The organism is Pseudomonas guariconensis, assembly GCF_024127895.1.
Taxonomy (GTDB): domain Bacteria; phylum Pseudomonadota; class Gammaproteobacteria; order Pseudomonadales; family Pseudomonadaceae; genus Aquipseudomonas; species Aquipseudomonas guariconensis_B.
In genome coordinates this window covers 246,955-261,808 of sequence record NZ_JAMYBK010000004.1, presented here as the reverse complement: position 1 = coordinate 261,808, position 14,854 = coordinate 246,955, and the positions used below count along the sequence as shown (strand labels likewise).

The 14,854-nt window shown below is 66.5% G+C and carries 10 protein-coding genes; 5 read left to right on the top strand and 5 right to left on the bottom strand.

What is annotated here, in order from left to right:
* Together NJF35_RS07520 and NJF35_RS07515 are read left to right on the top strand one after the other, a co-directional pair.
* Entirely contained in the window at positions 1-585 is a 585-nt protein-coding gene (locus NJF35_RS07520; RefSeq protein WP_225786909.1) for a PilZ domain-containing protein, read from the top strand.
* Positions 586-618: 33 nt separating this feature from the next.
* A complete protein-coding gene (locus tag NJF35_RS07515) occupies positions 619-1,341 on the top strand; it encodes a glycerophosphodiester phosphodiesterase (RefSeq protein ID WP_225786910.1) in 723 nt (240 codons plus the stop codon).
* Between the two features lie 42 nt (positions 1,342-1,383).
* On the opposite strand, the gene sthA is transcribed toward NJF35_RS07515, so the two are convergent.
* The 3 genes from sthA to NJF35_RS07500 all read right to left on the bottom strand — a co-directional run bounded on the left by sthA (position 1,384) and on the right by NJF35_RS07500 (position 5,689).
* On the bottom strand, positions 1,384-2,778 hold the full coding sequence (gene sthA, locus NJF35_RS07510; RefSeq protein ID WP_225786911.1) for a Si-specific NAD(P)(+) transhydrogenase: 1,395 nt from the start codon (positions 2,776-2,778) through the stop codon (positions 1,384-1,386).
* Between the two features lie 213 nt (positions 2,779-2,991).
* A complete protein-coding gene (locus NJF35_RS07505; RefSeq protein WP_253090895.1) occupies positions 2,992-3,990 on the bottom strand; it encodes an FAD:protein FMN transferase in 999 nt (332 codons plus the stop codon).
* A gap of 235 nt (positions 3,991-4,225) precedes the next feature.
* The gene (locus NJF35_RS07500; RefSeq protein WP_225787150.1) at positions 4,226-5,689 is read right to left on the bottom strand and encodes a glyceraldehyde-3-phosphate dehydrogenase; all 1,464 of its coding nucleotides are present in this window, start codon (positions 5,687-5,689) and stop codon (positions 4,226-4,228) included.
* Between the two features lie 168 nt (positions 5,690-5,857).
* Between NJF35_RS07500 and mfd the strand changes: the two genes are divergently transcribed.
* The 3 genes from mfd to NJF35_RS07485 are packed head-to-tail and all read left to right on the top strand — an operon-like array spanning position 5,858 to position 13,211.
* Positions 5,858-9,304: a transcription-repair coupling factor gene (gene mfd, locus NJF35_RS07495; protein ID WP_253090894.1), complete on the top strand. Its 3,447-nt coding sequence runs from the start codon at positions 5,858-5,860 to the stop codon at positions 9,302-9,304.
* 9 nt (positions 9,305-9,313) lie between these two features.
* A complete protein-coding gene (locus NJF35_RS07490; protein ID WP_225786914.1) occupies positions 9,314-9,886 on the top strand; it encodes a peptidoglycan binding protein CsiV in 573 nt (190 codons plus the stop codon).
* Between the two features lies 1 nt (position 9,887).
* The gene (locus NJF35_RS07485; RefSeq protein ID WP_225786915.1) at positions 9,888-13,211 is read left to right on the top strand and encodes a DEAD/DEAH box helicase; all 3,324 of its coding nucleotides are present in this window, start codon (positions 9,888-9,890) and stop codon (positions 13,209-13,211) included.
* Positions 13,212-13,283: 72 nt separating this feature from the next.
* Here the strand turns inward: NJF35_RS07485 and nagZ are convergent, their stop codons facing one another.
* Both nagZ and NJF35_RS07475 read right to left on the bottom strand, forming a co-directional pair.
* Positions 13,284-14,282, bottom strand: coding sequence for a beta-N-acetylhexosaminidase (gene nagZ / locus NJF35_RS07480; protein ID WP_253080516.1), 999 nt, complete (start codon positions 14,280-14,282; stop codon positions 13,284-13,286).
* 22 nt (positions 14,283-14,304) lie between these two features.
* Positions 14,305-14,829, bottom strand: coding sequence for a L,D-transpeptidase (locus NJF35_RS07475; RefSeq protein ID WP_225786916.1), 525 nt, complete (start codon positions 14,827-14,829; stop codon positions 14,305-14,307).
* Positions 14,830-14,854 lie beyond the last annotated feature (25 nt).

Genomic DNA, 14,854 nt, shown 5'->3' with positions numbered 1-14,854 from the left:
ATGACGACACTAGACGAAGAAGATCGCCGCGAATACTACCGCATCGAAGACAGGATCGCACTTCAAATCAGCCCCTTGAGCGCGGCCGAGGCCCTGGAGACAGACCTGTTGCAAGATGCTTCACCGCTGTTCAACCTGCTCAGCGAACTGCACCTGGCCGACTTCGAATCGCAACACCTGATGCGCCAGTTGAGCGAGAAGGATCGCACCCTGGCCGCCTTCCTGCGGGTGCAGAACAAACGCCTCGACCTGCTCGGCGCGGTGCTCGCCCAGACCCTGCTCGGCGAAATCGGCCAAGCGCAGCGGGTGATCCTCTCCGAGGGGGGTATCGAGTTCGCCCAGGCCGCGCAGATCGCCCCCGGCACCCGGGTGGCGGTGAAAATGGTGCTGATGCCCCGAGCCCATGGCCTGCTGCTGCGCGGCCGGGTCACCCACTGCGACCCACGCCCGCAGGGCGACTACGAGGTCGGCACCGAATTCGTCGACATGACCGACGCCCAGCGCCAGCTCCTGGCCCGCTACATCCTGCAGCGCCAGCAACAACAACGCCGCCAGCTGCGGGAGCAGGACGAATCCGCCTCTTGAGCCTTTCCCCATTTCAGACCTGAAGGAACGAACGTGACCCTGATCTATGGCCATCGCGGCGCCAAAGGCGAAGCGCCCGAAAACACCCTGACCAGCTTTCGCCAGTGCCTGTCGCACGGCGTCGATCGCTGCGAACTGGACCTGCACCTGTCGGCCGACAACGAGCTGATGGTGATCCATGACCCGACCCTCAAGCGCACCACCGGCCGCCGAGGCAAGGTGGTCGAGCACACCGCCGCCGAGCTGGCCACCTACGATGCGCGCAAGGGTGGCCCAGGCTGGGTGCAGCCCTGCCCTATCCCGCGCCTGGAGGAACTGTTCGAGAAGTGTGCCTTCGAGCACTGGCAACTGGAGGTCAAGAGCGCCTCGCGCACCCGTGCCGCCAGCACCGTGCTGGCGATCCGCGAGCTGGCCCAGCGCTTCGGCCTGCTCGACAAGGTCACCATCACCTCCAGTTCACGGGAGGTGCTGGGCGCCGCCCTGGAGCTGGTGCCAGACGTCTCGCGCGGGCTGGTCGCCGAATATGCCTGGCTCGATCCGCTGAAGGTGGCGCAGAACTACGGCTGTACCCTGCTGGCACTGAATTGGACGCTGTGCACCCCCGAGCGCCTGCTCAAGGCCCAGCGCCAGGGGTTGCATGTGTCGGTGTGGACGGTCAACGAACCGGCGCTGATGCGCCGGCTCGCCGACTTTGGCGTAGACAGCCTGATCACAGACTTTCCCGGTTTGGCCAAGACCACCCTTGGGAAGGACTGAACCCGGTCTCCCCGGCCGGCTCAGGCCACCGGCCGGAGCCGCTCAAAAAAGCCGGTTCAGGCCGTCGTAGGCAGCTACCCGATAGGCTTCGGCCATGGTCGGGTAGTTGAAGGTGGTGTTGACGAAGTACTTGAGATTGTTCAGCTCACCCGGCTGGTTCATGATCGCCTGGCCGATGTGGACGATCTCCGAGGCCTGGTAGCCGAAGCAGTGCACGCCGAGGATTTCCAGGGTCTCGCGGTGGAACAGGATCTTCAGCATGCCCTGCGGCTCGCCGGCGATCTGCGCGCGGGCCATGCTCTTGAAGAAAGCCTTGCCCACTTCGTAGGGCACCTTGGCCTGGGTCAGCTCCTGCTCGTTCTTGCCGATCGAGCTGATCTCCGGAATGGTGTAGATACCGGTCGGCACGTCATCGACGAAGCGCCAGCTGCCGTTGTCGACGATGCTGCCTGCGGCCGAGCGGCCCTGGTCGTGGGCAGCGCTGGCCAGGCTCGGCCAGCCGATCACGTCACCGGCGCCGTAGATGTTCGGCACGCTGGTGCGGTAGCTCTGGTCGACCTCGATCTGGCCACGGCTGTTGATCTTGATGCCGATGTTCTCAAGGCCCAGCTTGTCGGTGTTGCCGGTTCGGCCATTGCACCACAGCAGGGCGTCGGCCTTGATCTTCTTGCCCGACTTCAGGTGCAGGATGACACCGTTGTCCAGGCCTTCGACCCGCTCGTACTCCTCGTTGTGGCGCACGGTGATGTTGTTGTTGCTGAAGTGGTAGCTCAGCGCCTGGGAAATTTCCGAGTCCAGGAAGCTCAGCAGCTGGCCACGGTTGTCCACCAGCTCCACCAGCACACCCAGGCCACTGAAGATCGAGGCGTATTCGCAACCGATCACCCCGGCACCGTAGACGATCAGCTTGCGCGGGGTGTGGCTCAGGCTCAGGATGGTGTCGCTGTCGTAGACGCGCGGGTGGTGGAAGTCGATGTCGGCCGGGCGGTACGGACGCGAACCGGTGGCGATGATGATGTGCTTGGCCACCAGCTTCTCGACCACGCCATTGGGGCAGACCACATCGACGGTCTGCTCGTCGGCGAAGCTGCCGGTGCCGAAGAACAGGTCGACACGGTTGCGCGCGTAGTAGCCGGTGCGCGAGGCGACCTGCTTGGAGATCACCTTCTCGGCGCTCTTGAGCACATCGGGGAAGGAGAACCAGCGCGGCTCGCCGATGGCGCGGAACATCGGGTTGGTGTTGAACTGCATGATCTGCCGCACCGAGTGACGCAGGGCCTTGGACGGGATGGTGCCCAAGTGGGTGCAGTTGCCGCCGACCTGGCGACGGCTGTCGACCATCGCCACCTTGCGTCCTGCTTTGGCGGCATTCATTGCCGCACCTTCTCCGGCCGGGCCGGAACCCAGCACCACTACGTCGTAGTTGTAGACAGCCATGCGTACTCCTTCAGAACTGGCCCGCCGGCCGGTTGGCCGCGGGGCGCGATCATGTCGCCGGGGCGCCATGAGAAAATTCGGGTGCAGTCTAATCAAGCCTGAACGCCGCGCACATTAACCCTTGGTCGCGTCGTAGGCCAATCTTGCCTGCACTACATGTCGTTCACCGATTCCCTGGCGGCGATCATCCGTGCCTTGCCTTTCACTCGCCTTTCACTCGCCTTTGAGCTTTCGTTCGAAGCCAGGCGTAGCCCGGGAGACGAACCCATCCTGCGTCCGGGTCACCAGCATGGCCGCGATGCCATGGGCGATGGCGAAGTCCCAGCCCTGTTGCGGCCCCAGGATCAACAGCAGGGTCGAATAGCCGTCGGCCCGCAGCGCCGAGGCATCGAGCACGGTGACCGCGGCCAGGTCATGTTCGACCGGGCGCCCGAGGCGGGCATCGAGGGCGTGCGAATAGCGCCGGCCATTCTCCTCGAAATAGTGGCGATAGTCACCCGAGGTCGACACTGCCAGGCCATCCACGGCAATTACCTGGCGCGCGATCTGACGGTCCTCGCGGGGCAATTCCAGGGCGATGCGCCAGGGGCTGCCGTCGGGCTTGCGGCCCTCGGCCTTGAGTTCCCCCGTGGCTTCGGCGAGGAAATCGATGATACCCATGGCGCGCAGCCGCCCGGCGATCAGGTCGACGGCATGGCCGGCGGCGATGCTGTTGAAGTCCAGTTCCACGGGCGCGTCCTTGCACAACGCATCGCCCTCGATGCGCAGGTGGCGATAGCCCACGCGCTGGCGTACCAGGGCCCGCGCCTGCGGGTCGGGCACCTGCTCGCGGCGGGCCTGGGGGCCGAAGCCCCAGAGGTCGAGCAAGGGCTCGACGGTGAGATCGAAGGCACCCTGGCTCTGTTCGGCCAGTTGCTGGCCGAAGGCGACCAGCGCCAGCATATCGGCGCCCACAGCCTGGCACTGGTTGGCCGGCAGCTGGTTGAAGCGGCTGACGGTGGAGTCACCCCGGTAGGTCGAGAAGTGCCCGTCGATGTCGCGCAGGATCGCCTCGACCGCGTCCTGTACCTGCGCTGGCGACGGGCCGCCGGGTTCGCGCACGTACTGGATGCTGTAGCTGCTGCCCATGGTCGGGCCGCCCAGGCGTTCGAGGGTGGGCGCAGGGTTGCAGGCAGCGAGCAGCATCAGGATGAACAGCAGGGTCGTGCGCACATTGGATCTCTCGGTTGGCCAGCCATGCTGGCGCGGCGCCTGTTGGAGCGTCTGTCTTGTGTTGTCTGTACCGGCCCTATCGCCGGCAAGCCAGCTCCACTGCCCTCAGACCAGCGCAGCCCTTTCGCGACACAAGGCCGCCCAGCAGCTACCGCGCCAGACCTGGGTGAACACAAAAAATGCCAAAAAAACGGGAACCCGAAGGTTCCCGTTTTTTCAACGCATTACAAGCGGATCAGCGTGGAAACGCTGGCGGGTTCACACCGGCCATCTCTTCCATCACGCGCACCACCTGGCAGCTGTAACCGAATTCGTTGTCGTACCAGACGTACAGGACAACGCGGTTGTCGTTGCAGATGGTCGCCTCGGCGTCGACCACACCGGCGTGGCGGGAGCCGACGAAGTCGGTGGACACCACTTCCTGGGAGCTGACGTAATCGATCTGCTTGTGCAGTTCCGAGTGCATGGCGGTCTGGCGCAGGAACTCGTTGATCTCGTCGCGGCTGGTGGCCTTTTCCAGGTTCAGGTTGAGGATGGCCATCGAGACGTTCGGCGTCGGCACGCGGATGGCGTTGCCGGTCAGCTTGCCCTTGAGCACCGGCAGCGCCTTGGCGGCGGCGGTGGCGGCACCGGTCTCGGTGATGACCATGTTCAGCGGCGCGGCGCGGCCACGACGGCTGCCCTTGTGGAAGTTGTCGATCAGGTTCTGGTCGTTGGTGAACGAGTGAACGGTCTCGACGTGGCCGTTGACGATGCCGTACTGGTCATTCACGGCCTTGAGCACCGGCACGATGGCGTTGGTGGTGCAGGAGGCGGCGGAGATGATCTTGTCGTCGGCAGTGATATCGCCGTGGTTGATGCCGTGCACGATGTTCTTCAGCGCACCCTTGCCCGGCGCGGTGAGGATCACACGCTCGATGCCCGGGCACTGCAGGTGCTGGCCCAGGCCCTCGGCGTCACGCCACTTGCCGGTGTTGTCGACCAGCAGGGCGTTGTCGATGCCGTACTGGGTGTAGTCGATCGACGCCGGGTCGTTGGAGTAGATCACCTGGATCAGGTTGCCGTTGGCGGTGATGGTGTTGTGTTCCTCGTCGATGACGATGGTGCCATCGAACGGGCCGTGCACCGAGTCACGACGCAGCAGGCTGGCACGCTTGACCAGGTCGTTCTCGGCACCCTTGCGCACGACGATGGCCCGCAGGCGCAGGCCGTCGCCACCGCCGGTCTTCTCGATCAGGATGCGCGCCAGCAGGCGGCCGATGCGGCCGAAGCCGTACAGGACGACGTCGGTGCCCTTGCGTGCGGCAGCGTTCTGCTGGCCGACGACGTCAGCCAGCTCTTCGCGCACGAACTGCTCGACGCTGCGACCGTTGCCTTCGAGCTTGAACTTGTTGGCCAGCTTGCCCAGGTCGACCGAAGCGGCGCCCAGTTTCAGCTCGCTCATGGCCTTGAGCAGGGGGAATGTCTCGTGGACGGACAGCTCGGTCTCGTCGCTCTGACGGTGACGGGCAAAGCGGTGGGCTTTGAGGATCGAGATAACCGAACGGTTGATCAGGCTGCGGCCATAGATCGAGCTCACCACGTTGTTGTTGCGGTAGAGCTGACCGATAAGCGGGATCATCGCTTCAGCCAGGGCTTCACGATCGATCCACTCACCAAGACACTGGTCGGGCTTCTGAGTCACGGGAACCTTCCACATGTAGGGGGAGAAAAAAGGGGCTACATTATGACGCCCCATGGCGTATCGGGCAATGAGCGCCTGTCGCTGCCAGCGGACCCCGCCGCCACGCCCTTGCCGAGCCTGACAGCGCGCACCGGCACCGGTACAATTGTCGTCTTTGCCGCAACGCTTGGAGTCGGATCTTCCGTGTCAGTTCTGCGCCTACCGCAATTATCGGCCACGGCCGGCAAGCAAACCTGGGGCAACCTGCCCGGTGCCGCCCTGAGCCTGGCCATCGCCGAAGCCGCCAGCAGCGCTGGCCGCTTCACCCTGCTGCTGACCGCCGACAGCCAGGCCGCCGACCGTCTCGAGCAGGAGCTGCGCTTCTTCGCCCCAGACCTGCCGGTGCTGCCCTTCCCCGACTGGGAAACCCTGCCCTACGACCTGTTCTCGCCGCACCAGGACATCATCTCCCAGCGCATCGCCAGCCTCTACCGGCTGCCGGAACTGGACCACGGCATCCTCGTGGTGCCGGTCACCACCGCCCTGCACCGCCTGGCGCCGACGCGCTTCCTGCTGGGCAGCAGCCTGGTGCTGGACGTGGGCCAGACCATCGACGTGGAACAGATGCGTACACGCCTGGAGGCCAGCGGCTACCGCTGCGTCGACACGGTCTACGAGCATGGCGAGTTCGCCGTGCGCGGCGCGCTGATCGACCTGTTCCCCATGGGCAGCAAGCTGCCCTACCGGATCGACCTGTTCGACGACGAGATCGAGACCCTGCGCACCTTCGACCCGGAGACCCAGCGCTCGATCGACAAGGTCGACTCGGTGCGCCTGCTGCCAGCCCGCGAATTCCCCATGCAGAAGGAGGAAGTCACGCGCTTCAAGGCACGCTTTCGCGAACGTTTCGACGTCGACTTCCGCCGTAGCGCGATCTTCCAGGACCTGGCCAGCGGCATCATCCCGGCCGGCATCGAATACTACCTGCCGCTGTTCTTCGAAGAGACCTCGACCCTGTTCGACTACCTGCCGGCAGACACCCAGGTGTTCTCCCTGCCAGGCGTGGAACAGGCCGCCGAGCACTTCTGGAACGACGTGCGCGGGCGCTACGAAGAGCGCCGTGGCGACCTGACCCGCCCGCTGTTGCCGCCCGCTGAGCTGTTCCTGCCGGTAGAGGACTGCTTCGCCCGCCTCAAGCAATGGCCACGGGTGGTGGTCAGCAGCGACGAGGTCGAGCCGGGCGTCGGCCGCGAGCGTTTCCCGGCACGCCCCCTGCCGAACCTGGCGATCGAGGCCAAGGCCAACCAGCCGCTGGCGGAGCTGGCGAACTTCCTCGACCAGTTCCCCGGCCGCGTGCTGTTCACCGCCGAATCGGCGGGCCGCCGCGAGGTCCTGCTGGAGCTGCTCGAGCGCCTCAAGCTGCGCCCGCAGACGGTCGAGGGCTGGGCCGATTTCGTCACTGGCAGCGAGCGCCTGGCGATCACCATCGCCCCCCTCGACGACGGCCTGCTGCTGGACGACCCAGGCCTGGCCCTGGTCGCCGAGAGCCCGCTGTTCGGCCAGCGCGTGATGCAGCGCCGGCGCCGCGAGAAGCGCGGCGACGCGGCCAACGACGCGGTGATCAAGAACCTCACCGAATTGCGCGAAGGCGCCCCGGTGGTGCACATCGACCACGGCGTGGGACGCTACCTGGGCCTGGCCACGCTGGAGGTGGACAATCAAGTCGCCGAATTCCTCACCCTGGAATACGCCGAGGGCACCAAGCTCTACGTGCCGGTGGCCAACCTGCACCTGATCGCCCGCTACACCGGCAGCGACGATGCCCTGGCGCCGCTGCACCGGCTCGGCTCGGAAGCCTGGCAGAAGGCCAAGCGCAAAGCCGCCGAGCAGGTCCGCGACGTCGCCGCCGAGCTGCTCGACATCTATGCCCGCCGCGCCGCGCGCAAGGGCCATGCGTTCGCCGACCCGGCCGCCGACTACGCCACCTTCAGCGCCGGCTTCCCCTTCGAGGAAACCCCCGACCAGCAAAGCGCCATCGAGGCGGTGCGCGCCGACATGCTCGCCGGCAAGCCCATGGACCGCCTGGTCTGTGGCGACGTCGGCTTCGGCAAGACCGAGGTGGCCATGCGCGCGGCCTTCATCGCCGTGCACAGCGGCCGCCAGGTGGCGGTGCTGGTGCCCACCACCCTGCTCGCCCAGCAGCACTACAACAGCTTCCGCGACCGCTTCGCCGACTGGCCGGTGACGGTCGAGGTGATGAGCCGCTTCAAGTCGGCCAAGGAAGTCGCCAGCGCCGCGGCAGACCTCGCCGAAGGCAAGATCGACATCCTCATCGGCACCCACAAGCTGTTGCAGGACGACGTGCGCTTCAAGGACCTGGGCCTGGTCGTCATCGACGAGGAACACCGCTTCGGCGTGCGCCAGAAGGAGCAGCTCAAGGCCCTGCGCAGCGAGGTGGACATCCTCACCCTGACCGCCACGCCGATCCCACGGACCTTGAACATGGCGGTGTCGGGCATGCGCGACCTGTCGATCATCGCCACCCCGCCGGCGCGACGCCTGTCGGTGCGCACCTTCGTCATGGAGCAGAACAAGAGCACGGTCAAGGAAGCGCTGCTGCGCGAACTGCTGCGCGGCGGCCAGGTGTACTACCTGCACAACGACGTCAAGAGCATCGAGAAGTGTGCCGCCGAACTGGCCGAGCTGGTCCCGGAGGCGCGCATCGGCATCGGCCACGGGCAGATGCGCGAGCGCGAGCTGGAACAGGTGATGAGCGACTTCTACCACAAGCGCTTCAACGTGCTGGTGGCCTCGACCATCATCGAGACCGGCATCGACGTGCCCAGCGCCAATACCATCGTCATCGAGCGCGCCGACAAGTTCGGCCTGGCCCAGTTGCACCAGTTGCGCGGCCGGGTCGGGCGCAGTCACCACCAGGCCTACGCCTACCTGCTCACGCCGCCACGCCAGCAGATCAGCGCCGACGCCGAGAAACGCCTGGAGGCCATCGCCAACACCCAGGACCTGGGCGCGGGCTTCGTCCTGGCCACCAACGACCTGGAGATCCGTGGCGCTGGTGAACTGCTTGGCGAAGGCCAGAGCGGGCAGATCCAGGCAGTGGGCTTCACCCTCTACATGGAAATGCTCGAGCGTGCGGTCAAGGCGATCCGCAAGGGCACTCAGCCGAACCTCGAGCAACCCCTGGGCGGCGGCCCGGAGATCAACCTGCGCCTGCCGGCGCTGATCCCGGAGGACTACCTGCCGGATGTCCATGCCCGCCTGATCCTCTACAAGCGCATCGCCTCGGCAGCCGACGAGGACGGCCTCAAGGACCTGCAGGTCGAGATGATCGACCGCTTCGGCCTGCTGCCCGAGCCGACCAAGAACCTCATGCGCCTGACCCAGCTCAAGCTGCAAGCGGAAAAGCTCGGCATCAAGAAGGTCGACGCCGGCCCCAACGGCGGCAAGCTCGAGTTCGAGGCCGAGACGCCAGTCGACCCGCTGACCCTGATCAAGCTGATCCAGGGCCAGCCCAAACGCTACAAGTTCGAGGGCGCCACCCAGTTCCGCTTCTTCGTGCCGATGGAGCGCCCGGACGAACGTTTCAACACCCTGGAGGCGCTGTTCGAGCGCCTGAGCCCACAGCCTTAAGGAACATCCATGCGTGCCATCCGTTGCCTGACATTGCTGCTGACGCTGATCGCGCCGGCTGCCTTCGCCGAAGGCCCCTATCAGGTGGAAATGATCCTGGTCCGGCAGAACGCCGTGCCCGCGGTGAACAGCCCGTTCGCCCCCGAAGACTGGAGCGCCGGCGCCCCACGCCTGAACAAGGACGCCGAACGCCCGACCGCGCTGAACGACGAAGTCACCCGCCTGCAGGCCACGCCCAGCTATACCGTGCTGCTGCACAAGGCCTGGCAGCAGCAGGTCGGCAGCGAGCCGAGCCGCATCGCCCTGGGCGCAGGTCAGGAGCAGTTCGGCCACTTCCCCATCGAGGGCAACCTGAGCATCGCCCAGGGGCGCTTCATCACCGTGGAGGCCAACTTCTGGGTCAACCAGCTCGATGGCAATGGCAGCGTGCTGCAGAGCGAGCAGTTCAGGCAGAGCAACAGCACCATGAAGGCCAACCAACTGACCTTCCTCGATGGCGGTCACCTGGCGCTGCTGCTGAAGATCGCGCCGGTCGGTGAGCGCAAGCTGCCGGTACTGAGCCCGGAGATGATGGAGCAGTAAGGTGAACGAGAGCGCTGTGCAGTTCTTCGTCCGCGAGCTCGATGACTGGCGCGACTGGTTCGACCCGCGCACGCTGCAACGCGGCGAAGCCTATGCCGAGGACGGCCGGGTCCGGCTGGTCGCGGTCGACGAGACGAGGGTCCAGGCCGAATGCACGGGCTCCGCAGGGCGCGTGTACCAGCAATGGCTCAGCGTGCAAATGACCAAAGACGGGATCGAGTTCGAGGGAACCTGCAGTTGCCCGGTAGGCCACAACTGCAAGCACTGCGCCGCAGCCCTGTTCCTGTTGCGCCACGCACCCGCCCCGGTCAGCGCCCAGACCGATACCCACGCCAGTCTTTCGCCCGAGCTGCACTCCTGGGTCGAGGCCATGGCGAACCCGGTCGAGCAGCCCGCCCCCAAGGCGGACCACAAGGGCCGGGCGCTCTACTACCGCGTCGGCATGGACCAGGAGCAGTGCTACCTGACGGTGCTCAAGGGCACGCGGCAGAACGGCGGCGCCCTGGAACTCACCCGCATCACCTCGTTGCCAGAACTGATCTACTACCCGCCCCGCTACGTGACCGAAGCCGATGGCCGCCTGCTTCGGCTCATTGAAGCAGAGCGGGCGAAAGGTGGCCTACCGAACACCCTCTTCATCGGCGGCGCCCTTGGCGCCGAGCTGCTGGGCTATGCCCTGGCCACCGGTCACCTGTTGTTCCGAGGGCGTGACGACCTGCCCCTGCAGCCCGGCCCCGAACGCCACGCGGCGTTCCGCTGGGTCCGCCTGGACAACGGCAGCTACCGGGGCGCCTGGTATGCCGATGAGCAGGCCCTGGCCCAGGTGCTGCCACTGGAGCCACTGCATTACGTGGACACTACCACCGGCCAGGTCGGCAAGCTGACCCACGACCTGGATCCATTCATCGCCAGCCAGCTGTCGCGGGCACCCACGGTCCCGGAACACTTGGTCGTGCCTCTGAGCCACCGGCTCAATGCCCTGAACCGCCAGGTGCCCACGCCGACCACCGTCAGCACCGAGGACATCGACGGCATCGAACCACGGCCCCACCTGACCCTCGGCAGCCTCGAATTCAGCGCCTACATGCCCAAGACCGGGCGCATGCAGCGCCAGATGCAACACCGTGCCGCGCTGTCGTTCGACTACGACGGCCTGCGCGCCAGCGGCAACGGCGACAAGCCATTGACCCGACTGGTGGAAACGACCAGCCAGCGCATCCAGCGCCAGCCCCGCGCCGAACAGGCGCTGCGCAAGGCCTTGCACGACCTGGGCTTCAAACCCGCCACGCGGCAGAGCAAGGCCCTGCCCGACAGCGCCGGCGAGATGTTCCAGTTGCCCGACGACGAGGCCTGGCTGCACTTCGCCCGCGAGCACCTGCCACGCCTGCGCAAGGCCGGCTGGGTGATCGACATCCACCGCGACTTCGCCTTCAACCTGCAGGAGGTGGACGACTGGTACGCCACCGTGGTGGAGGCGCCAGGCCATGAATGGTTCGACCTGGAACTGGGGATCGTCGTCGATGGCCAGCGCCACAGCCTGCTGCCGATCGTCCTCCAGCTGCTGCGCAGCAGCCCCGAATTGCTACGCCCCAGCGAGCTGGCCCGACGCAGTGACGACGAGCACCTGCTGATCGACATGAACCGTGGCCGGCTCGACGCGCCGGCGCTGCGCGTCGCCCTGCCCTATGGCCGCATCAAGGCCGTGATGGGCACGCTGGGCGAGCTGTACCTGCATGACGACAGCATCGGTCCCTCCCTACGCCTGGACCGCGCCGACGCGGCGCGCCTGAACGACCTCGAACACCTGCCCCTGCACTGGGAAGGCGGCAGCCACGTGCGCGACCTGGGCCGTCGCCTGCGCGACGCCCGCGACGTGCAGGTCGAGCCCCCGGCAGGCCTGAACGCCACCTTGCGCCCCTACCAGCAGCAAGGCCTGAACTGGATGCAGGCCCTGCGCGAGATGGGCACCGGCGGCATCCTCGGCGACGACATGGGCCTGGGCAAGACCCTGCAGACCCTCGCCCACCTGTTGCTGGAAAAGCAAGCCGGGCGCCTCGAGCACCCAGCCCTGGCGGTGATGCCCACCAGCCTGGTCCCCAACTGGCTCGACGAGGCCCAGCGCTTCGCCCCGGAGCTGCGCGTGCTCGCCCTGCAAGGCCCCGGTCGCAGCAAGCATTTCGCCTCGCTGCACGAATACGACCTGGTCCTGACCACCTACGCCCTGGTCCCCCGCGACCTCCAGCACCTGCATGAGCGGCCCTGGCACCTGCTGGTCCTCGACGAGGCGCAGAACATCAAGAGCAGCACCAGCAAGGCCGCCCTCGCCGTTTGCGAATTGCAGGCCAACCAGCGCCTGTGCCTGACCGGTACGCCGATGGAGAACAACCTCGGCGAGCTGTGGTCGCTCTTCCACTTCCTGATGCCTGGCTGGCTGGGCGACCTCAAACGCTTCAACCGCGACTATCGCGTGCCCATCGAGCGTCATGGCGACAGCGAGCGCATGGCCCATCTGGCCAGTCGCATTCGCCCGTTCCTCCTGCGCCGCACCAAGGAACAGGTGGCCCAGGAGTTGCCGGCCAAGACCGAGATGATCCACTGGGTCGAGCTCAGCGACGCCCAGCGCGATACCTACGAAACCGTGCGGGTGGCCATGGACAGGAAAGTCCGCGACGAGATCGCCCGCAACGGTGCGGCGCGCAGCCAGATCGTCATCCTCGACGCCCTGCTCAAGCTGCGCCAGGTGTGCTGCGACCTGCGCCTGGTCAAAGGCGCCGAGATCAAGGGCTCGCATGCCGACAAGGGCAAACTGGGCAGCCTGCTGGAGATGCTCGAGGAACTGCTCAGCGAAGGGCGGCGGGTGCTGCTGTTTTCCCAGTTCACGTCGATGCTGGCGCTGATCGAGGCCGAGCTGGAGAAGCGCGGCATCCGCTACAGCCTGCTGACCGGCGACACCCGCGACCGTCGCGCCCCGGTGCGACAGTTCCAGAACGGCGACAGCGAGGTGTTCCTGATCAGCCTCAAGGCCGGCGGCACCGGCTTGAACCTGACCGCTGCGGACACGGTGATCCACTACGACCCGTGGTGGAACCCGGCCAGCGAGAACCAGGCCACCGATCGTGCCTACCGCATCGGCCAAGACAAGCCGGTGTTCGTGTTCAAGCTGATCACCCGCGGGACGGTGGAAGAGAAGATCCAGCAGTTGCAGCAGGAGAAGGCTGCGCTGGCGGCCAGCCTGCTCGATGGCGAGGCGGCCGGTCAGTGGCGGCTGGGCGACGAGGAGATCGAAGCGCTGTTCGCACCGTTGCCGGGCAAACGCGGGCGCTGACGCCCCCGCGTACGGGTTTGGTAAATGCTGGGGCCGCTTCGCGTCCCAAAGCCTTAACTGGCTACTGACGTATCAATCGACCAGTTGCGCCTCTTTCAGCGCCCCCAACGCCTCCAGCCAGCGCGGCTGCTGACGGTAGTCCGTCCGGGCGAACCCACGCCCACGCATCCCGGCGATCCGCGGCGACGGCCTGACCTTCAGGCGCTGGGCCGCACAGAGCGCCAACTCCGCCGCCGCCCGGTCATTGCACACCAAGCCCATGTCGCAGCCGGCGCTCAGGGCCGCCTCGATCCGGCTGGCTGCATCTCCCACCACATGAGCCCCTGCCATGGACAGGTCATCGCTGAAGATCACGCCCTGGAAGCCCAGTTCGCCGCGCAGGATGTCCTGCAGCCAACGGCGCGAGAAACCGGCCGGCTGATTGTCCACCTGCGGATAGATGACATGGGCCGGCATCACCGCCGCCAGCTGGCCACTCAGGCGGGTGAAGGGCACCAAGTCCGCCTGGCGCAACTGCTCCAGGCTGCGCTCATCGGTGGGGATGGCCACGTGGGAGTCGGCCTCGGCCCAGCCGTGGCCGGGGAAGTGCTTGCCGCAGGCCGCCATGCCGGCAGCGTTCATGCCACGGATGAAGGCACCGGCCAGTTGCGTGGCACGCTGCGGGTCGCCTTCGAAGGCGCGGCTGCCGACCACCGCGCTGCGCTGGTGGTCAAGGTCGAGCACCGGGGCGAAGCTCAGGTCCAGGCCGACCGCCAGCACTTCGGTCGCCATCAGCCAACCACATTGCTCGGCCAGGTATTCGGCATTGGCGTTGTCAGCGATCGCGCGCATCGCGGGCAGGCGCACGAAGCCCCGGCGCAAGCGTTGGACCCGGCCGCCTTCCTGGTCGACGGCCAGGATCAGATCGGGACGGATGGCGCGGATGGAGGCGCACAGCTCGCGCACCTGGCGCGGGCTGGCGATGTTGCGGGCAAAGATGATCAGGCCGGCCACCTCGGGCTGGCGCAGGAGATGGCGATCTTCGGCGGTCAGCCATTCACCGGCGATATCCACCATCAGGGAGCCTTGCAGGCTGGCGGTCATAGGGAATCCTTCATTGGAGATCCAGGGAAGCCCACTGGGGGCAGGCGGCTTCGTCGATCCGTACCGGGCAGTGCAGCGGCACGCGTTCGAACAAGTCCAGCAGGTCGCTGTTGCGCAGGCGCACGCAGCCATGGGACAACGGCACGCCCAGAGGTTCGCTGTCGGGCGTGCCATGCAGGTAAATGTAGCGACGGAAGGTGTCGACCCGGCCAAGGCGATTGACGCCCGGCTCGCAGCCGCTGAGCCAGAGGATACGGCTCAGGATCCAGTCGCGCCCGGGGAACTGCGCATGCAGCGCCGGCGACCAGACTTCGCCGGTCCAGCGACGGGCACGCAGAACCGCGCCGAGCGGCAGGCCTGCGCCGATCCGCGCCCGCACCTGGTGAAGCCCCCTGGGCGTGCACCCCGAACCGTTCAACTCACCGGCGCCGTTGCGGGCGGTCGAGACCGGCAGGCGCACACACAGTTGCCCACGGGCGAAACCGTAGAGGCATTGATCGGCCAGGGAAATGTGCAGGAAATCGAGATCGGGCATGGGCGCTAGCGGCCTGTACGGTTAC